Below are 18,195 nucleotides of genomic sequence, written 5' to 3'. Positions count from 1 at the left end.
GGAACCGTCATGCGGCGCAACGGACTGCGCACGCTGACCGTCGCGGCCGATGTGGACGGCCGGATCGGCAATGCCGATGCGATCACTGCGCGGCTGTCCGAGGGCTTTCTGCCCGATCTGACCGCCGCCACCCCCGGCCTCACCTTCGAGATCGGGGGACAGGCCGCCAATTCGGCCGAAACCGTCTCCTCGATCCTACGCGGCTTCCTGATCGGGCTGGTGGGCATCTACCTCGTGCTAAGCTTCCAGTTTCGCAGCTATGTTGAGCCGCTGATCGTGATGATCACCATCCCGCTGGCGTTTCTGGGCGTGATCTGGGGCCATGTATTGATGGGCTACAACATTTCCATGCCGTCGCTGGTAGGGGCGGCGTCGCTCGCGGGCATCGTGGTGAACAACGCTATCCTACTGGTCGGTGTTATCAACGCCCGCCGCGCCGACGGGCTGTCTGCCGCGTTGGCTGCTGGCGAGGCTGTGCGGTCGCGGTTCCGTCCGATCTTCGTCTCGGTCTCGACCACCATCATGGGGATGGCCCCGTTACTCTTGGAGACTTCGACCCAGGCCCAAACGCTCAAGCCACTCGTTATCTCGGTCGTCTTCGGGCTGTTGGCAGCAACGGTTCTGATCCTTTTGGTGTTGCCCGCATTCTATGCAGCGCTCGAGGACATTCGGCCAAGGAAACAGGGCCATGCTGCCGTTACAGGAGGTCACTGACCCCACCCCGCCTCCTCAATAAACAAAAGCAATTGGGACTGGCAGAGGGCTAAGCAAATTGTCGAGCGGACGTTCATTCCGCTTCAGATTTCGGACGAGTTTCGTCCGGACACGAGGTGGACAAATAGCGGCGATCGCGACCCTGGATAACCTACACCTGAAGACACTCGGCTGAAAAGCGCACGACGAACCACAATCGAGTGCGATCAAACAATGAACACATTGTGCACACGCTCTCGCTTAAGCACCTGAAGAAAGTGCAAAATCTTTCCCATCCATCACTGGACGATCCGTTAGACTGTTGCTTTCCAAATCCTATAGCGCCCCTGCCCGGTCACTTCGCGGATCAAACCGCTTGCCTCCATCCACGCCAGATTGCGCTGAACGGCGGCGCGACTGGCTCCGGTCACGGATTCAGCCATTGGGGCGGAGACCAAGGGCCACTGAGAAAAAGTTCTTCGCAAGGCGACCGGCGTGCGGCCAGACAATTGCGCCATGACGTTTTCTGCCCGACCGGTCCACGCTTCAATATCGTCAAGTGTTCGCATCGCCGTCAGCATTGCGCTGCTCATCCCATCCAACCAGCGGGCCAAGCGTTCGGCTGGCGAGCCCGAGACACGCAGCCCCCCTGCCCCGCCCATAGCGAGCGGTGCGAAAATGGCGCCTCTTCCATCGCTTGCCACGATCCTGGACGCGGTGACGGCGGCTTCGATCTGGTCGCCGTGCTGTCCGAGGCCCGCTAGATTCCAGAGATGAAAGCCCATGCAAGCCCGCGTGATTGGATGTAAGTCGCCCGCAGCTGCCATGACATCCAGCCAACCGCCCGCGCGATCTTCAAAACGCTCTGCGCTGTCTTGAATGTTCTCGGGATCGCGGCGATCCAGGAAGGCTGCCAAGTCCGCCTTTGGTCCGGGACCGCCTGTCAGGCGCCGAACAGCCCATCCAACTCTTGCGAGTGCATTTGGGTCATCCTGTGCACCTGACAACCGCATCGATATCCAAAGCGCCAGACGATCAGAACTCACCCGGTCCCCTGCGAACCAGCTGAGGTTTTCTGCCTCGATCAAAGCGAGGCGATGCCGCCAACCTTCCGGGCTGCGCAGCAGCCGGTCATCCAGAGCTCCTAAGCGTCCAGCCACGCGGGCTAGTCGGGCAGCGTGAACGCTTTCTGCCTTTACCCAGTCTTCGATGACAGCAGTGTCTGGCGGTTCCGCCCGCGGCCCAAGAGGCAAATCATCCGGTTCTTCTTCGAATGGCCCAGGCAGGAACCAGAGATCGTCTTCGTGAGCCCCTTCATCCTCCTCGATGGTGATGAGGGGGTCGTCAAAATCATCATTCAATGCAGACGGTTGGGGCTTCATATGTGCAAATTACCAATATTATGCACATTACCCAAGCGGTTTTGTGGCGGTTGCCGACGCTCTTTATATATTACGCCCGCGCGACTGTCGGCGGAACCTCTCAGATCGCGCTTAGCGCAAGGAAACCAACGCATTGTACGCCAGTTCAACGAGAGAACGCCTGCTTGCATTCGTTGTCAAACGGTCGTTTATTTATGACTTATACAATTGCAAACGGTCCGATTTCATGCCCCTGATAGGCTATGCCCGCGTCTCAACCGACGAGCAGACCCCCCTGCCCCAGTCCGAGGCCCTGAAATCTGCGGGATGTGTCGAAATCCTTGAAGAGCACACCTCAGGCGGCAATCGTGCGCGTCTTGTGCTCGCGCGTGCGCTCGAACGCGTCCAGAACGACGATACGCTGGTCGTTGTCCGGATCAACCGGCTTGCGCGGTCTCTGTCGCATCTGCTGGTCGACTTCGACACCTCGTTCCGCCATGATCTCCTCCAAATCGCAATAGAAAACCGCACAACGGACATAGAAAAACACCGCGTCGTCCCGTAGAAGCTTTACGTTAAAGGTAACCAAAGTCTCCTCTTTGTTCTGAGCCGCCAGACGGATCATGTGATCGGCGAACCGAGAAACTTCGCACGACGCCTGAAGGCGCTCAGCTTGTCCAATGCTCCACGAGCACCTCTGCAAAATCTGGAATTCAGAACCAGATCAATCCGATCCACCAGATACGCAGGCCAAGAAACTGAGCAGAATGAAAAATTTCCAACTGGCAATTTTTCCTACAACGGGTTGTTTTCTGAGAACTTTCTGAAGAATGCCAAAAAAGCCTTGTCCGGATCCCTTGGGGCTTCACGTCCGGCTGACCAGTTCCGCCATTCGCTTTCGACGAAATAGATGTCATAGCCCGGATGCCGCAGCTTCGCGGTTTCGTAAGTCTCAGTGCGCAGCGCACTCCCCTGCCCGTCCAGCCACGCCGGACGCGGTTTCAATGAAGCGGCTTCCGGCTCGACATCGCCTGCCACCCGCGCGCGCCGCCCAACCTTTGAAAACGTCACTTCGCGCTCAGCTGCATTGACCCCGTCACGATCCTTGCGCCACCACCGAAATTCCACATGGGTCACGCGGCGCCCGGTCTTTACCGGTTCAATCTGCACAACGTAATCGCTCAAGGCGTTGACCTCGGCCACGGCGGGTTTGATCGCACGCAGGTTCAGGTTCGACCAGCTTGTCAGTTTGCCCTTGGGCACTCCAAGCACACCACGCAGTGCTTCCAGCGTAAATTTCTCAGACGAGCGATACTTCAAGTTGCCGCGTTTTTGCACCATCTCGTAAAGGGTCAGCGCATACTTCGAGGTCAAAGCAAACATTACTTCTCGCTGAAGCCGTGCAAAAACGGAGGACTGTTTGATGATCTTACGCAGCCGCGCGGGTATCTCATACTCGATCAGACCATCACGGCGCAGGGTTTCTATGTTGCCGCCCAGCAGCTGCACCCGCTCAATCGCCTCTTCGCCATCCCAGTTTACTTGAATCTTGACGATGGCCGACATCAGCCGTTCTAAGCTTTCTCCGATGCGATCGTTTGCATTATGCGAGCCACGCAACTCGGCTTTGGCGATCACGTGGGTTACCGGCTTTTCAATACCGTCCCAGGCATTTTCCAAAAGCTGGTTGTAGATCCGCCGATCCGCCAACGTCAGCGGCGTGACCTCGACCAGATCCACCAATTCTCCCGGTTTGACGAGGCTCTCGGCATTCGGTTTGGCATCCAGAGTGCGATAGGAACGATCAGCAACCACGCGCGTTACTCGATTCTATTACGTTTGTAATTTGTTGGATGTAAGCTACCAAGCTAGGTATCGCGGGTAAAGCGTAGGGTTGCTACCAGACTCGCCTAAGCCGATCGTCAGGCCACGCCGAAAATACCGCATCAGCCGAGATGAGCGTATCCCCGCTAAGCGCGGCTGTCGCGCCGATGATCCGGTCGAACGGGTCGCGGTGCGGCCAATCCAGTAAGCTTGCCAGCAAGGCCACATCCGCCGAGAACGGTGCAATCATTCCCCCCTGCCCCCGCAACTGATCCGGCAGGCTGTCCACATGCGGTGCCATTTCCGGCCATTTGCCTACCCGAACCTTTTGGCCAATTTCAAAGAAAGAAATCGGACTGACCCGAACGGTTTCTGCGGCCGTAATTGCCTCTCGCCCAGCGATACTCAGGCGCGGATCGTCAGTCAGTGTCCAAACCCAGGCATGCGTGTCCAGCAAGACACCTGTCATGCCCCGCCTTCCCAAGCGTCCAACTCATCGGCATCCAGCGGTTCGGCAAAGTCCGGCGTCGGGCCGGTAAGATCTTGCGACATGGTGCCAAAGGCAAACTTTCCAGCGACAATCGGCACCAACCTCACCACCGGTTTTGACCCTTTTGCGATCACAACCTCTTCGCCGGCCAAGGCCTCATCAATAAGCTTGGACAACTGGCTTTTTGCGGTGTGGACGGTAAACTGCATCATGGCGCTCCTTGTTAGCTAAGTTAGCTAAGTTAGCTAATCATGATCTTGATTTCAAGCGCCGCCGAACTCTTACACCGACCCTCTAAAATTTGTATGTGTACAGCGCACTCCGACGGTCATTAAATCACCCAATTCGTAAGGCTTACGACTCGGGCGCATGCACCACGACAGTCGGTTTTCGTCGAAGATCAACCAGAAAATGCTTGTTTTGCAAGGGTCTGAACTCACCCGAAACGTAAGCGAATTGCTACACCCAACATGTAAGTCCAGCCAACCCGATAGGTAAGTTTTTTCCATCCCAAATGTAGGGCCTACTCACCCGTAAAGTATGAAATTCCAAAATTTCCGCAATTATCAAAGTGGCTTAGACGTCCTGAACATAGAACAATTAGAATCTAGAATCCCTGCCGGAGCAGGTGTTTTTTTTTGGTTTTTGTGGATAACTGTCCTTGAATAGCCATTACCCTTACGAATCGGGGGCTTTCGACGTACAAGAGCCTGCAATCTTCGATCCTGAAGGCAAAAACCACTGACTTCCGTTCATTGGGGCATTACCCCTCAGGTTCCGCTTTTTATGGCTATATCGGAAAATTATTGCACTTGCAGGGCTGGTCACTGTCCCGCATGATTCCTTTGACGCCATTTTCGAGGATACCATGGACAACCAGGTTCTCCCCCCTGTCTCGCTTTCCGAATTGCAAAATCTGTCGAACCGCGCCGATACGGTCATGAACCGGCTGCGGGATCGTGTGTATGCGCCGGGCAGTGAAAAGAAACTTGAGTTGAGCTTCAACGTACGCTCGGCAGCTGAGATGGTCGGCCGGTCAGAAAAACTGATACGTGACGCCGAGGCGGACGGTCGTTTACCCGAGCCACAGAAAGACCCAGAAACTGGTCGCCGGACCGGGTATTCGCTGGCCGAGGTCAACCGGATGCGAAAGGTTTTTGGCACCCTGCCGCATCGCGCGCCCGGCGATCCGCCGCTGGTGATGGCGGTTCAGAACTTCAAAGGCGGTGTCGGGAAGTCCACGCTGGTGACCCATCTGGCGCAATATTTTGCGCTGAAAGGTTACCGGGTCTGTGTGATCGACTGCGATAGCCAGGCTTCGACTACGGCGGTGTTTGGTCTGAACCCGGATGTAGATGTCGATGAGGATGAGGACACGTTGTATCCGTTTTTCCGCCACGGCGGCCCTGCAACGCTGCACTATGCGTTGCGCGCCACGTACTGGCCTGGGATTGCAATGATCCCTGCCAATCTGGGTCTGTACGATGCTGAGTATGAGTTCGCTGCCCGAATGGCCCGCGATCATACCTTCGTGCTGGACAAGCTGCGCGATGGGGTCGAGTCAATTCAGGATCAGTTCGATATCATCCTTCTGGACCCGCCGCCGGCGCTGGGGATGCTATCGCTGTCGGTGCTGCGCGCGGCCAACGCGCTGCTGATTCCAGCACCGCCCAATAACATCGACTTCGCCTCAACCGCGCATTTTCTCAAAATGATGGCGGCCACATTGGGCGAGATTTCCCAGCACGGCGGGGCGCGGTCCTATTCCTTCGTCAAGATTGTGGCGACCAAGATGGATGATCAGAAATCGGCCCATGTGGCCATCAAGCGGATGATGGACGCGGTCTTTCCGCATGACGTTCTGCAATCGGTGCTCAAGGACAGTGCCGAGATCGATAACGCAACGGCCAACCTGAAGACGGTATACGAATTGACGGGGCCAGCCCGGCGGACTGAAACCCACAAACGCTGCCGCGCTTATCTTGATGCGGTCGGGCGTGAGGTGGAAACGCTGATCCGCAAGACTTGGCCCAGCCACCATTCTGATCTGCGCAAGGAGGGGATCCTGTGAGCAAGAAACACGACGCATTGTTTGACGACATTCTCAGTGGGCTCGACAATCAGCCGGCCAAAACCGAGGCATCCGCAGAGCCTTCGGAGCCGAAAGACCGCGGCGGGGCCCGGTTTCTGAAGCGGTCCACGACTATTGGTGATCGTCTGTCGGGCGAGATCGAAGAGAAGACCCTGAAATGGGTGGACCCGGCCGAGTGCCGCATGTGGGCCCATCACAACCGTGCCTACAACCTGTTGACCGAGGACAGTTGTCGCGACCTGATCGACGGCATCCGGTCACAAGGACGGCAAGAGTTTCCGGCCATCGTGCGGCGTGTCACTAATGGCGGGGCAGAGGCCTATGAAGTGATCTGCGGCGCCCGTCGGCATTTTGCTGTCAGCTGGCTGCGGGCTAACAACTATCCGCAGTTCAAATACCTGATCGACGTGCGCGACCTTTCGGATGAAGAAGCCTTCCGTCTGGCCGACATCGAAAACCGTGACCGGGAAGACATCAGCGACTATGAGCGGGCCCGCGATTATGCCGCCGCGCTGGAGCGCTATTACGGCGGCAAGCAAAAAGCGATGGCGGCGCGGCTGGAAGTCTCGGAAGGCTGGCTGTCGCGTTATCTGCAACTGGCCAAGTTGCCTGATGAAATCGTATCGGCTTATGGCTCGATCAAGGACATCAAAGAGCTGCACGCACGGCAGTTGAAACCACTTTTGGCACGGCCAGACGATCGGGCCAAACTGTGCACGGTGGCCGCCGAGTTGGCAGAAGCCAGAGCGCAAGGCAAGGTCGCGGATGGCGCGCAGGTCCTGGCGGCGCTGAAAGCATCGGTGAAGGCGACGAAACCGAAAGGGCAGGGGGGAACGCTCTATCGGCGCGGTCCTGGTGAAAGCGGCATCACGGTGCGCAAGAAAGGGCGCAGCGTTACGATGGAATTTTCCGAGAGCATGAGCCGGAACGCACTGGAAGAAGCCTTCGCTCAATATATGAATGAACGGTTTGGAAGGTGAAGTTGCCAACTGGCAAGATGCGGATTTGTCTGTTCAATAATAGATAGTTACGGTGAAACCGCCGTGTCGCAAAGTTTCCGCCAGCCAAAGCTAACTTTTCTAGCGGGCACACTTATCCAGCGAGTGCAGCGAGCTGAGTGAAGCCCGAACGTTCTGGCTGATCAAACTGACCGGCATTGCCAAGTTGTTCGGCCATCGCGGTTTGGGTAGAGGTCGTGGCATGAATACGCCATCGACAATGCCACGCCTGAAAGGCTTCCGCTTCCCTCGTGAGATCATTTTATACGCGGTTTGGGCTTACCACCGCTTCGCGCTGAGCACGGCAGATGTCGAGGATCTGCGGGCAGAGCGCGGCGTTATCGTCAGCCGTGAAGCTGTTCGCCTTTGGGTCAATCGGTTTGGCGCGCATTTTGCCCCCTGCATCCGTCGGGATCGGCCGCGCCCAAACGACAAATGGCACCTGGACGAGGTCGTGATCCCCATCAACGGCGTGAAACACTGGCTCTGGCGGGCCGTCGATGCCAATGGCGATGCGCTGGATATACTCGTGCAAACGCGGCGAAATGCAAAGGCTGCCAAGCGTTTTCTGGCAAGGCTGATCGCGCAATTTGGGGTTCTGTCGCATTTTTCGTACCAGGCGAAGGTGAGGGTTCCTCTGGACACAATTATGCTGCGAGTTCGGCAAAGACACGGAAGTGACAATCACCTGCGTTTCCGATCTGGCCCTTGCGGATCATGTGAGCGGTCTCGATACCCGTGAGCGTCGCTTGAGCAGCGTCAAAAGACTTGAACCCGAGCGTAAGGCGGGTGATCCGCTTGATGAAGCGGTGATCCTGCTCGATCAGGTTATTCAAGTATTTCACCTGCAGAATGTTGATCGGCGGAGCTGCAACCGTGATCTTGTGAACCACATTGGTTGCCAGCAACCCGGCCAGATTGGCCCCGCTCTTGTCGATGACGACCTTCTCGGGTGAGCCATTCGTCTCGATGCTGCGCTTGAAGAAGCGGCGGGCTGCGGCGGCATCACGACGCTCGGAGAGCATGAAATCCACCGTATCGCCGCGCTTGTCGACGGCACGGTACAGGTAGCACCAGCGTCCTTTCACCTTGATGTAAGTCTCGTCCATCCGCCACGATCCACGTGTCGGGCGTTTGCGCTTTTGTGCTTTGTGCGCAATCTGCGGGGCGTATTTCACGACCCACCTGTTGAGCGTCGCGTGGTCAACCGGCACCCCGCGCTCGGCCATGATGATCTCGAGTTCCCGATATGTCACCGCAAAGCGCACATAGAAAAACACCGCATACAGGATTACGGATTTCGGGTAATGCGCCCCTTTGAAGGTGATCATCTGTCCGTTTCCTTGCTGCGGTTAATTCCGCAGCGGATACACAGGACAATCAGCCGACCGCAACCGCTGTGGCCCCCGCAGCTTGATCAGGCGCAGATTCTTGCGACAGAACCGAGTTCCTGGCGGGGCGGGACGCTTAGGGGCGCACTGCGAGTAGTGCGCGCACCGTCTCGATTTCCAGCACCCAGTTGCTGGTCGTTTCGTTGCGCCATCTTATGCAGCGGATGATCCGGTCAAAATCATCCTGAAGGGCGCGCGGAAAAACAGGCTCATGGTGTGCGATTCTGTTGCGGAGCCTCCTCACGGCTTCAATGTCAGACCTTAATTCAGATCGGCGCTGGCTGGCAGCGACACCACGAGGCGCGTCCGGAAACACTGCGTAGAAATGATCGTCCCACAGTCTGCCTTGGTGCCTGTTTGTCAGCATCTTCTCCCAAAACACGAACTTCAGTTCGGCGACGACCTTTCCGGCAGTGGGTTGCTGTGCTGCGCAACCTTCGAGGTCTCGTTTGGGGCTGTATGCCGGACCGCGCGGGTTCGGTAACGAACGGATGAAGCCTTGTGTCCAAGGCCATGTTCCTCCATGGACAGCTTCGATTGCTTCCACGATCGCGTTTCGCAGCGCAACTTCCAAAACATGGAGTGGAACCATGAACGCGGCTGATACTTGAAGATTCCAGTGGTATAGGTGGAGAGCTCGCGTCCTATCATTGCCGGTTTCGCGCAGATAGGTCGCAAACCTAGGTGCGGATAGGACGTTCGGAAGGTGGTGTTCTTCATCAGCCGTGAACGGTGGATACATTGACAGTAAAGACTTTCGGTGCCATATAGAGCGTGAGCTTTGAGATTGCGGGCACTATGCCTCCCCTCATTGCACAAAGAAAGCAAAAGCCCGTCGCATTGCGGCGGGTTTTTCAGTTTTCTAATCCAACTCCGAAAAACCGTTTGATTGGCCGGCCGTAGATTGGATGCCTCTTGGTCTGAGCTCATCATCCCGAAAAGCGAAAGAGGGCTTTTTGTCTTTGGAACTCAGACCCTGATCCAAAGGAAACCCCCATGTCCAAGCCCCGCTCAACGCTCCCCAATCCTGTTGAATTCGACGCTAAACTCGCCTCTGCACTGGCACAGATCTGCGCGGAGATCGCCCACCAACCCCTGCGCAGCTCAGCGCTGGCGCGCATCATGCGCGAGACGTTACATGGCAGTGATGCCGGGGGCGCCTGGGACTGGCGCATAGCCTATGACATGATGCAGGCTGCGGCCATCCAGGTGCTGCTGGGTGGGGACGGCGCGGCAGGTGACATCGCCGCTGCAAAGCTCCTTGCCTCACGGCTTCTCACGGAAACGCGCCGGTCAGAGCAGCAGATCCGGCTGCAGCAGTTTTCCACGCCGCTGCCATTCGCGGCGCTGGTCTTGCGGGCCGCGGCGATCCGCAAGGGCGAGACCGTTCTGGAGCCCTCGGCGGGCACCGGCGCCTTGGCCGCTTTCGCCGCCCGGGCCGGTGCCACGCTTTTGCTCAACGAGATCGACCCTTTTCGCCAGCGCCTCCTGCGCGCGGTTTTCGGCGGCGAGGTGACGGGCCATGACGGCGAGCATATCGACGATCTGCTGCAGACGCCGGTTCTACCCGACGTCGTGGTGATGAATCCGCCCTTCGCCTCCTCGGTCGACCGATCCCGCGACAAGCACATCGCTGCCAAACATCTCATTGCGGCTGCAAAGCGCCTGGCACCAGGTGGGCGCCTGGTGGCGATCATGCCGCCGGGGTTCACGCCCGAACGCGATGCCGCGCATTGGTCCCGCGCCTGCGGTCTCCTGACGCCACGATTGGCGCTGACGATGCCGGGGCAGGTCTACCGCAAGCTCGGCACCTCTGTCGAAACCCAGCTCATGGTCTTCGACAAGGTGCAGGAGGGCGGCGAGATGATCCGCGCCACTTTGTGCGATCTGGATGAAGCCCTTCCATTTGTCGATGCCGTGGCCGCAACACGGACCGAGATGAGCCCGGCCCAACGGGTTGAAGCGATCCCTCATGCTCGGCCGACCGTTCGATCATCTGTCCCGCGCAAGACCGCTGCCGGTGTTATCACCGCCCCCACAGCCAGGGCCAATGCCTTCCGTCCGCTCAGCTTCACGAGCCTTCAGACCCCGCGCAACAACATGCCCATCTCGGACATCTATGCGCGCTACCGTCCGCAACGGATCGAGATTGCGGATGCGCAGGAACATCCCACGCCGCTCGTTGAAAGCATCGCCATGGCCTCGGTTGCCCCGCCCATGCCCTCAAATACGGGCCGTGATGACTTGCGCCTGCCCGCACGGTTGATCGAGGAGGGACATCTCTCCGAGGCGCAGCTGGAAACCATCATCATGGCGCATGATGCTCATGGGCGCGACCTGCCCGGTCGGTTTATCATCGATGACGACCAGACCAAGCTGACGCGCGCCGATGATGACCCGGATGCACGTGCCTATCGCCTTGGCTATTTCCTCGGCGACGGCACCGGTTGCGGCAAGGGGCGCGAATGCGCAGGGCTCATTCTCGTGAACTGGCTGGCCGGCCGCAGGAAAGCGATCTGGGTCTCCAAGTCCGCCACGCTCATCGAGGACGCGATCCGCGACTGGACTGATCTCGGCGGCTCGCCCGCCGACATTCAGCCGCTCTCCAAATGGAAACCGGACCAGCCCATCCCGATGGGCGACGGTATCCTCTTCGTCACCTACGCCACGCTGCGGTCCGCGGGCAAATGCGGCACCACGCGGCTCAGCCAGATCCTCGACTGGATGGGCGCGGAGTTCGAAGGCGTGCTGGCTTTTGATGAGGCCCATGCCATGCAGAACGCGGCCGGGTCCGAGCAGGGCAGGGGGGTCAAACCCTCCCAGCAGGGCCTTGCTGGCCTACGGCTGCAACTGGCAGCACCCCGCGCTCGCGTCTTCTATATCTCGGCCACGGGCGCCACGAGCGTGCACAACCTGGCCTATGCTGCGCGGCTGGGGCTCTGGGGGCAGGGCCCCGAATACCCCTTCCCAAGCCGCGAGAGCTTCGTTTCTGCGATGGAAGCCGGCGGTGTCGCTGCCATGGAGGTGGTCGCGCGCGATCTCAAGACGCTCGGGCTCTACACGGCCCGCGCCCTCAGCTTCGACGGGGTGGAGTATGACGTGCTCGAACACGCGCTCACCCCGGCCCAGATCAAGATCTACGATGCATACGCGGGTGCGTTTCGGACGATCCACCACAATCTCGAAGCCGCGCTGACGGCGACCGGCGTCAACGACGCCTCGGGCGAGACCAATGCCTCGGCCGCACGCGCCTCGGCCAAGTCCCGCTTCGAGAGCACGAAGCAGCGCTTCTTCAACCATCTCCTGATGGGCATGAAAGCCCCGACCATCATCCGCGCGATCAAGGACGATCTGGCAGCGGACAAGGCTTGCGTCATCCAGGTTGTCTCTACAGGCGAAAGCCTGTTGAAGCGTCGGCTTGAGACGATGGACCCGGAGGATGAACTCGTCGAGGGTGCCTTGACGCCGCGCGACGTGCTGGGCTACCTCGAACAGGCCTTCCCAATCCATGCTCAAAAGCTCGTGGAGATCGACGGCAATATGGTGGTGGAACCTTTACGGGATGAGACCGGGGCGCTCGTTGTCTCCCGCGAAGCGCTTGCCCTGCGCGATGCGGCCATGATGGAGTTGATGACGCTGGCCCCGATCCCTTCGGCGCTGGATCAGATCCTCTGGGCCTTTGGCGACGATGCCGTTGCCGAAGTGACCGGAAGGTCGATCCGACCTCTGAAGGCGGACGATGGCCACCTCTTCATCGAGAAGCGCGCCGCCAGCAGCAATTTGTCAGAGACCCAAGCCTTCATGAATGGTGAGAAGGATATCCTGATCTTCTCCGATGCGGGCGGGACGGGCCGCTCCTATCATGCGGCGCAAACGGCGAAGAACCAGAAACGGCGGCGGCACTATCTTCTGGAGCCCGGCTGGCGCGCGGATGCGGCCATCCAAGGGCTGGGCCGCACGCATCGCTCTGCCCAGGTCAGCGCGCCCTTCTTCCGGGTCTGCACCTCGGATGTGCATGGCGAAAAGCGTTTCACCTCGACTATAGCTAAGCGCCTCGACCAGCTGGGGGCCTTGACCAAGGGCCAACGCGAGACCGGCTCGCAAGGCATGTTCCGCGAGGAGGACAATCTCGAAAGCCCGACCGCGCGGGCGGCGCTGCGTGGGTATTTCGCCGATCTTGCCGCCGGGCGCGCTGAGGCGATGAGCTACGAGAGCTTCACCGACTGGACGGCCCTGCGGCTGATCGACAAGGACGGGGTGCTGCTCGAAGAGCTTCCCCCGATCCAGCGGTTTCTCAACCGGGTGCTGGCCCTGCCCATCCATATGCAGAACGCGCTCTTTGCCGAGTTCATGCGCCGGATCGCTGATCAGACCGAACGCGCGCGGGCGGCGGGCACACTCGATCTCGGCGTGGAAACTCTGCGTGGCGAAAAGATCGAACAGGTATCCACAGAGGATCTCTGGACCTGCCCGAAATCCGGCGCCGTGACGCGGATCATTGGACTTGAAGTCACCGACCCGGTCCATGTGCTTTCGGCGGATGACGCCCTGTCGCGCAATTTCGATAAGCTGCCGATGGTCAACCGCGCGTCGGGTCGCGCGGCGCTCATCTCGGCGCGGCCAATGCAGATGTATGACGAGGACACTGTCACGCTGATGCGCAAGGTGGTGCGGCCAAACGGGTCGAGCTATCTCGAAGAGGCACGGTTTGAGTCCTCGGCTTGGGAAGAGATCGGCAAGCCTGAGTTCGCATGGCTTTGGGATGCCGAGGCAGCGTCCCTGCCAAAAACCACCACAACCAAGCTCTACCTGCTGACCGGGCTCTTGTTGCCGATCTGGAAGGATATTCCGACCACCAATGAGCGCATCTACCGGGTCACGCCCGATGGGGCGACCGCCATGATCGGGCGCACGCTGAGCGAGGAAGGGGCGGCCGCGCTGCGCGCCCGCTTCCTCGTGTCCAACCCGCAAACACCGCAGGAGATGTTGACCGCCGCCCTCGGCACCACTGCGCCGGTCGATCTGGGCCGGGGTCTTACCCTGACCCGGCGCCGCGTTGCAGGCGAGATGCGCCTTGAGCTGGGCGGTGCGGATCGGGGCATGATTGATGGCCTCAAGGCAATGGGGTGTTTCACTGAGATCATTGCCTTCCAGTTGCGGGTGTTCCTGCCGCATGGGGACGGGATCGACACGGGAAGCATTCTGGCCCGGATCGTGGGGCAGCGAGCCGCTAGAGCGGCAGACCAAGCCGCCTGAAAAGTCAAAGCGAGCTTCCGGTTGGGCGTCGCGGATCGAGATCTTGGCGGTCTGCGCTTTCCGGGCGCGGGTAGACCAATGCCTCGCCCGGCCCCCCCAACTTCAGACAAAAGGACAGACTCATGACCAATCCCCAGATCGACTATGCCGCAATGGCGGCTCAGTGGCGTGCAGAGCGCGAAACCACCTTGAAGGCATCCAGAGTGGAGCTGCTCGCGCAACTACGTGCGCTTGGCATCAGCGAGGTCGCTTTCGAATACGAAGGCTATGGCGACTCCGGCAATGTCGAGGATGTGACGGTGCAGCCTGCAGAGGTCAACCTGCCGGAGCCGCTTGCCACAGAGGTGGGCGACTTCGCCTGGTCGCTCGCCTATCATCATCACCCGGGGTTCGAAAACAACGAGGGCGGCTACGGCACGCTGACCTGGGACATCACCGCCGACAGTATCACCTTGGATCATGCCGACCGCTATGTCGAATGCTCGCACAGCTATGACGAGGGGCTGTGAGATGGCCCATCCGCTTCATCATGCCGAAAGCTCTGCCCGGAAATTCGGCGGGGTGCCGTCTGACTATCAGGCTGTGCACGATTGGTTTGACGCCTCGAAAGAGCATCTCGCGCTCTTCACGCACCGAGCCATGCGCCACCACGCTCAAGGCCTGTTCGAGGCCGAACGTGTCTTCGGCCTGACCCTGACCAATAGCGCAGGTCGAGAGATCCCCGTGCGCTGGATCGGCGAGCAGCATGTCCGCGAAGACTGTCAGGGCCGCATTCCGAGCATGGCGGACTGGCTTCGACGGATCCAGCCCGAGCCATGGATGGCCAATGGCCACATCGACCGGCATTCCGGCGATGAGCCCTGCGGCGACCCAAGGGCCGCCTGGGCATCTGAAGTCGCCGCCGGAAGAACGGTTCTTGGCCTGAAGGATTGGATGGCGGCGCGCGCGACGCAAGCCACGCAAGGTGCCTGACAGCTCTCGGCCGTTTGCCAAACAAATGCTGCATGGAAGCCCGGTTGGACGACCGGGCTTCTTGCGTCGTTTCCCCACCATTCTTCTTGAGGAGGTTCGCATGACACTCGATGAAATCAAGGCCGCTGTCGATGCCGGTCAGACCGTGCATTGGGTCAATACCGGCTACGTTGTCCACAAGGACCGGCTCGGCCAATACCTGATCACCTATGTGCCGAACGGAAGCTGTATCGGCCTGACCGACCGGGGCGGACACCGGTTGAACGGAAAAGAAACGGAGTTCTTCATCGCGCGATCGAAGGACAGCGCGGAAAATCCGGGCAGCCAATCAAGACCAGACGGGCAGGGGAGGGGCGTAGCACCCGGAGGCGCGGGGGCATTCCCACTCGGACGGCAGCTTTGACCCGTGGGCGAGGCTGAAAGGAAAGCAGGCTTTCTGATTTGTGATCCCTCAAGGGGTCGAGAAAGCAATCCCGGATGCGCTGGCAAGAACGTCAGACACCGGCCAATCCAAAAGGAACCATCCCATGTTCGCAGGAACCCTCACCCGCAATGTCGAGACCGCAGCCGCTCAGTACACCGGCATGATCCATTCGACGCGCTTTGACATCGCCATCCAATTGGAGGCGCGGGCCAAGATGTCCGAACGCAGCCCGGATTTTGACGTAACGGCAGTCAACAAATCAGGCCGCAAGGTGCGTATCGGCACGGCCTGGAACGAGACCGGGAATACCAGCGGCAACCCCTACATCTCGATGCAGATCGATGTCGGCCTCGGCCCGTTCCGGGTCAACGCGGTGCAGACGAAAGAGGCGCGCGCGGCCCAGAGCGGCGAATTCGAGATCATCCCGTTGGTCTCGAACGGTCTGATGAAATCCGGCTCGATCTCGGGCGAGCTCACCGCCATGGACGCTGACAACGCCTTCACGGGCTACATCGCCAACATGATGTTCGATCTGGAGTTCATGCTGATCGAGAACAGCTACAAATCCGAGGAGACCCACCCAGATTACCGGATCGAGGTCAGCTCGCCCCGGGGTAAACCAATCCGCGTCGGCTCGGCGTGGATGGCCAAAAGCAGCCGCACGGGCAATGACTACCTGTCGCTGCTGATCAACACGCCTGATGGCGACTTGCGCGTCAACGCCGTGCAGAACGAAGAACAGCGCGGCGGGCAGACCTTCTCGATCATCCCGTTCATCGACAGCGGTGAGCAGCCGCAGGACGCGGGTGTGGGGCTCTCCTTGGTCGCCTAATCGGCGCGCGAGGGGAGACGATCTGAATCGAAAGGGGAGCCGTGGGATCACGGTTCCCCTTTTTCCATGTCCGTTTGCGTAAAGGACGTCACCCGCTTGCGATCTGGTGTAAATGCGATACAATAATATATTAACGCAATATTGAGGGCGGGCGCGTGGCGGCTAGATCAGGGACGGTTCCATGGTTTGAGAGCTTTAATGTTGAGGCAGAGGTTGCAGATCTCCTCGCCCATATCGAGCGCTGCACCGGATTCGCGCTACCCGCCCGAAAGCGCGATGTCATCATGTCATTTGCCAAGTCGAAGTTCGACAAGACCAGGCAGGCGTATCTGGACGCCAAGGCGGCGGGAAAGCCGGTGTCCACCTCGCGGCGTGCGTATCTGACCGACCTGCAGGACACGATCTTCATGGCGATCCCGGAAAAGAACCTCGCGCTTATGCCGCTGAGCGAGCAGGTTCTCAACGACCCGTCATTTTACGCGGACGCAATGCACCGCGCCGCTGCGATCAGCGAGGATGAGCTTTTCATGGCGCTGTCCTCTTCGCTGAAGGACATGACGGTCCAAGACGCCCGGGCCTTCGTCTCGAAGCTTTGGCACGGCACGATCGATGACAATGCCCGCAAATTCGCCGAAGCCCTGAAGCGCCCCGAGCGTGAACCGCAGCCCTTTCGCCCGGGGAACACCGTGTAAGATCGGAGCCATTCTCTTGGCTTGAGCCGTACCGAGGTTGGCCGCCTCGAACCCCCTTTCCTGGAGGTGGCATCCTGTGCAGCGCGCGAAAGCCGTTGAAGGTGCTGTGGTGACGTCTACTGTCGCCAACATGATGAACCGGGATCACATGCGTGCCTTCTTGCGGCGCGCCGCAACGCTTGCCGCTTTTGTCGCGCTGCTCTGGGCGGTTCAGGTCGTCAATTGGATCACCGGCTACGGTTTGAACCCGGCCTTCGGCCTGATCCCCAGGCAGCTCGATGGTTTGGATGGCGTTGTCGCCATGCCGCTGATGCACGGAAGCTTCGCGCATCTGATGGCCAATACGCCGCCTCTCCTGGTGATGGGTGGGCTGCTGGTTGCCACGACCACGCGAGCCTTGCTGCCGGTGAACGCAGTGGTGATCGGCCTCGGCGGCGGACTCGTCTGGCTGTTCGGAAGCTCCGCCATCCATATCGGTGCGTCAGGGTTGGTCTTCGGCTGGTTTGGCTTCCTCGTCGCGCGCGGCTTCGTGGATCGCTCCCCGATCACGCTGGGCGCGGCACTACTGGTCGGTGTCCTCTATAGCTCCATTCTCTGGGGCGTTCTTCCGGGCCAACCCGGCGTCTCGTGGGAGGCGCATCTCTTCGGCGCCATCGCGGGCGCTGTCGCTGCATCCCTTGTCCGGACGCATGTCCATGTGCCGCGCCTCGGCGGTGTCGATTTGGACTGAAGCAGTACACCCTACGTTGTCGGCCCAGGCCGGACATTTGCTGGGCGTGTATTTTGCTGCACTGCGGCTTTCTAGAAGCTGCCGTTCGGGTGCGATTTCATGAGAGCTGTTCATCGATGAGGGCTTTGGTGCCCTTGATGCTTAAAGTTTGGATTTGGCGACTAGCGCGTTCAAGACGCAAGGTTGCATGGTCGGTGTATTTTGTATTGTGCGAGAGATGAAAGATCGCACTTCCATGCAGGTTCAATTGAAACTCAAGTGGGGGGGTGTGGTGTGGTGGCCGCCACTTGAAGGCTTGAATTAATCGTTTTGGACGCCGTTGTTCTGATGCGATTGAGCTGGTGCATTTGGTGACGGGCATGAAGACCAGATTTGCTTGTATTTTCGGTGTCGTGAGTTGGAGCTCCTCAGTGAAGGTATAGTTTTGAACTATACGTATT

At 59.3% G+C, this 18,195-nt stretch carries 16 protein-coding genes and 2 pseudogenes; 12 read left to right on the top strand and 6 right to left on the bottom strand.

Features of this window, described 5'->3' with window-relative positions:
• On the top strand, positions 1 to 714 hold a 714-nt coding region (locus tag E2L05_RS15150; protein WP_133343727.1), incomplete at its 5' end, for an efflux RND transporter permease subunit.
• Positions 715 to 1,007: 293 nt separating this feature from the next.
• On the opposite strand, the gene E2L05_RS15145 is transcribed toward E2L05_RS15150, so the two are convergent.
• Complete coding sequence (locus tag E2L05_RS15145) at positions 1,008 to 2,075, bottom strand: hypothetical protein (RefSeq protein ID WP_133343726.1); 1,068 nt, start codon at positions 2,073 to 2,075, stop codon at positions 1,008 to 1,010.
• Positions 2,076 to 2,301: 226 nt separating this feature from the next.
• Here E2L05_RS15145 and E2L05_RS15140 point away from each other — a divergent pair.
• Positions 2,302 to 2,526: pseudogene (locus tag E2L05_RS15140) on the top strand (recombinase family protein); the annotation flags it as partial.
• 323 nt (positions 2,527 to 2,849) lie between these two features.
• On the opposite strand, the gene E2L05_RS15135 reads toward E2L05_RS15140, so the two are convergent.
• The 3 genes from E2L05_RS15135 to E2L05_RS15125 all read right to left on the bottom strand — a co-directional run bounded on the left by E2L05_RS15135 (position 2,850) and on the right by E2L05_RS15125 (position 4,577).
• A complete protein-coding gene (locus E2L05_RS15135; RefSeq protein WP_133343725.1) occupies positions 2,850 to 3,869 on the bottom strand; it encodes a replication initiation protein in 1,020 nt (339 codons plus the stop codon).
• Positions 3,870 to 3,951: 82 nt separating this feature from the next.
• Positions 3,952 to 4,347 (bottom strand): type II toxin-antitoxin system VapC family toxin, encoded by a 396-nt coding sequence (locus E2L05_RS15130; RefSeq protein WP_133343724.1) that lies wholly within the window; start codon positions 4,345 to 4,347, stop codon positions 3,952 to 3,954.
• Positions 4,344 to 4,577, bottom strand: a complete 234-nt coding sequence (locus tag E2L05_RS15125; RefSeq protein WP_133343723.1) for a type II toxin-antitoxin system Phd/YefM family antitoxin — start codon at positions 4,575 to 4,577, stop codon at positions 4,344 to 4,346. Before E2L05_RS15125 ends, E2L05_RS15130 begins: the two co-directional genes overlap by 4 nt.
• Before the next feature lie 659 nt (positions 4,578 to 5,236).
• Between E2L05_RS15125 and E2L05_RS15120 the strand changes: the two genes are divergently transcribed.
• From E2L05_RS15120 to E2L05_RS15110, 3 genes and pseudogenes are all read left to right on the top strand, one after another.
• Positions 5,237 to 6,439: an AAA family ATPase gene (locus tag E2L05_RS15120; RefSeq protein ID WP_133343722.1), complete on the top strand. Its 1,203-nt coding sequence runs from the start codon at positions 5,237 to 5,239 to the stop codon at positions 6,437 to 6,439.
• Positions 6,436 to 7,440, top strand: a complete 1,005-nt coding sequence (locus tag E2L05_RS15115; RefSeq protein ID WP_133343721.1) for a ParB/RepB/Spo0J family partition protein — start codon at positions 6,436 to 6,438, stop codon at positions 7,438 to 7,440. Before E2L05_RS15120 ends, E2L05_RS15115 begins: the two co-directional genes overlap by 4 nt.
• Positions 7,441 to 7,660: 220 nt before the next feature.
• Positions 7,661 to 8,053, top strand: a pseudogene (locus E2L05_RS15110) (IS6 family transposase); the annotation flags it as partial.
• 52 nt (positions 8,054 to 8,105) lie between these two features.
• On the opposite strand, the gene E2L05_RS15105 reads toward E2L05_RS15110, so the two are convergent.
• Both E2L05_RS15105 and E2L05_RS15100 read right to left on the bottom strand, forming a co-directional pair.
• Entirely contained in the window at positions 8,106 to 8,789 is a 684-nt protein-coding gene (locus tag E2L05_RS15105) for an IS6 family transposase (RefSeq protein ID WP_133343720.1), read from the bottom strand.
• A 136-nt stretch (positions 8,790 to 8,925) separates the two neighbouring features.
• Positions 8,926 to 9,441, bottom strand: coding sequence for a hypothetical protein (locus tag E2L05_RS15100; protein ID WP_223866110.1), 516 nt, complete (start codon positions 9,439 to 9,441; stop codon positions 8,926 to 8,928).
• Between the two features lie 404 nt (positions 9,442 to 9,845).
• Here E2L05_RS15100 and E2L05_RS15095 point away from each other — a divergent pair, with 404 nt between their 5' ends.
• The 7 genes from E2L05_RS15095 (at position 9,846) to E2L05_RS15065 (ending at position 17,755) form a co-directional block, all read left to right on the top strand.
• Entirely contained in the window at positions 9,846 to 14,105 is a 4,260-nt protein-coding gene (locus tag E2L05_RS15095) for a strawberry notch family protein (protein ID WP_133343719.1), read from the top strand.
• Between the two features lie 122 nt (positions 14,106 to 14,227).
• A complete protein-coding gene (locus E2L05_RS15090; protein ID WP_133343718.1) occupies positions 14,228 to 14,614 on the top strand; it encodes a DUF6878 family protein in 387 nt (128 codons plus the stop codon).
• Position 14,615: 1 nt separating this feature from the next.
• Positions 14,616 to 15,077 (top strand): DUF6915 family protein, encoded by a 462-nt coding sequence (locus tag E2L05_RS15085; RefSeq protein ID WP_133343717.1) that lies wholly within the window; start codon positions 14,616 to 14,618, stop codon positions 15,075 to 15,077.
• Between the two features lie 100 nt (positions 15,078 to 15,177).
• Positions 15,178 to 15,480 (top strand): hypothetical protein, encoded by a 303-nt coding sequence (locus E2L05_RS15080; protein WP_133343716.1) that lies wholly within the window; start codon positions 15,178 to 15,180, stop codon positions 15,478 to 15,480.
• Between the two features lie 124 nt (positions 15,481 to 15,604).
• The gene (locus E2L05_RS15075; protein ID WP_133343715.1) at positions 15,605 to 16,333 is read left to right on the top strand and encodes a DUF736 family protein; all 729 of its coding nucleotides are present in this window, start codon (positions 15,605 to 15,607) and stop codon (positions 16,331 to 16,333) included.
• Positions 16,334 to 16,617: 284 nt separating this feature from the next.
• The gene (locus E2L05_RS15070) at positions 16,618 to 17,025 is read left to right on the top strand and encodes a hypothetical protein (protein WP_133343714.1); all 408 of its coding nucleotides are present in this window, start codon (positions 16,618 to 16,620) and stop codon (positions 17,023 to 17,025) included.
• 148 nt (positions 17,026 to 17,173) lie between these two features.
• Positions 17,174 to 17,755 (top strand): rhomboid family intramembrane serine protease, encoded by a 582-nt coding sequence (locus E2L05_RS15065; RefSeq protein ID WP_047998149.1) that lies wholly within the window; start codon positions 17,174 to 17,176, stop codon positions 17,753 to 17,755.
• The last annotated feature ends 440 nt before the right edge of the window (positions 17,756 to 18,195 follow it).

This window comes from Meridianimarinicoccus aquatilis, assembly GCF_004358675.1.
Classification (GTDB): Bacteria; Pseudomonadota; Alphaproteobacteria; order Rhodobacterales; family Rhodobacteraceae; genus Meridianimarinicoccus; species Meridianimarinicoccus aquatilis.
The sequence above is the reverse complement of the archived record's forward strand: the minus strand, read 5'-3'. Positions and strand labels throughout refer to the sequence as shown.

What these genes read in the sequence shown, in the direction of transcription:
- E2L05_RS15130 (WP_133343724.1), bottom strand. Translation starts at nt 4,347, where the DNA reads ATGACAGGTGTCTTGCTGGACACGCATGCCTGGGTTTGGACACTGACT.
- E2L05_RS15145 (WP_133343726.1), bottom strand. Translation starts at nt 2,075, where the DNA reads ATGAAGCCCCAACCGTCTGCATTGAATGATGATTTTGACGACCCCCTC.
- E2L05_RS15120 (WP_133343722.1), top strand. Translation starts at nt 5,237, where the DNA reads ATGGACAACCAGGTTCTCCCCCCTGTCTCGCTTTCCGAATTGCAAAAT.
- E2L05_RS15100 (WP_223866110.1), bottom strand. Translation starts at nt 9,441, where the DNA reads ATGGTTCCACTCCATGTTTTGGAAGTTGCGCTGCGAAACGCGATCGTG.
- E2L05_RS15105 (WP_133343720.1), bottom strand. Translation starts at nt 8,789, where the DNA reads ATGATCACCTTCAAAGGGGCGCATTACCCGAAATCCGTAATCCTGTAT.
- E2L05_RS15095 (WP_133343719.1), top strand. Translation starts at nt 9,846, where the DNA reads ATGTCCAAGCCCCGCTCAACGCTCCCCAATCCTGTTGAATTCGACGCT.
- E2L05_RS15080 (WP_133343716.1), top strand. Translation starts at nt 15,178, where the DNA reads ATGACACTCGATGAAATCAAGGCCGCTGTCGATGCCGGTCAGACCGTG.
- E2L05_RS15085 (WP_133343717.1), top strand. Translation starts at nt 14,616, where the DNA reads ATGGCCCATCCGCTTCATCATGCCGAAAGCTCTGCCCGGAAATTCGGC.
- E2L05_RS15065 (WP_047998149.1), top strand. Translation starts at nt 17,174, where the DNA reads ATGCGTGCCTTCTTGCGGCGCGCCGCAACGCTTGCCGCTTTTGTCGCG.
- E2L05_RS15070 (WP_133343714.1), top strand. Translation starts at nt 16,618, where the DNA reads ATGTCATTTGCCAAGTCGAAGTTCGACAAGACCAGGCAGGCGTATCTG.
- E2L05_RS15125 (WP_133343723.1), bottom strand. Translation starts at nt 4,577, where the DNA reads ATGCAGTTTACCGTCCACACCGCAAAAAGCCAGTTGTCCAAGCTTATT.
- E2L05_RS15090 (WP_133343718.1), top strand. Translation starts at nt 14,228, where the DNA reads ATGACCAATCCCCAGATCGACTATGCCGCAATGGCGGCTCAGTGGCGT.
- E2L05_RS15075 (WP_133343715.1), top strand. Translation starts at nt 15,605, where the DNA reads ATGTTCGCAGGAACCCTCACCCGCAATGTCGAGACCGCAGCCGCTCAG.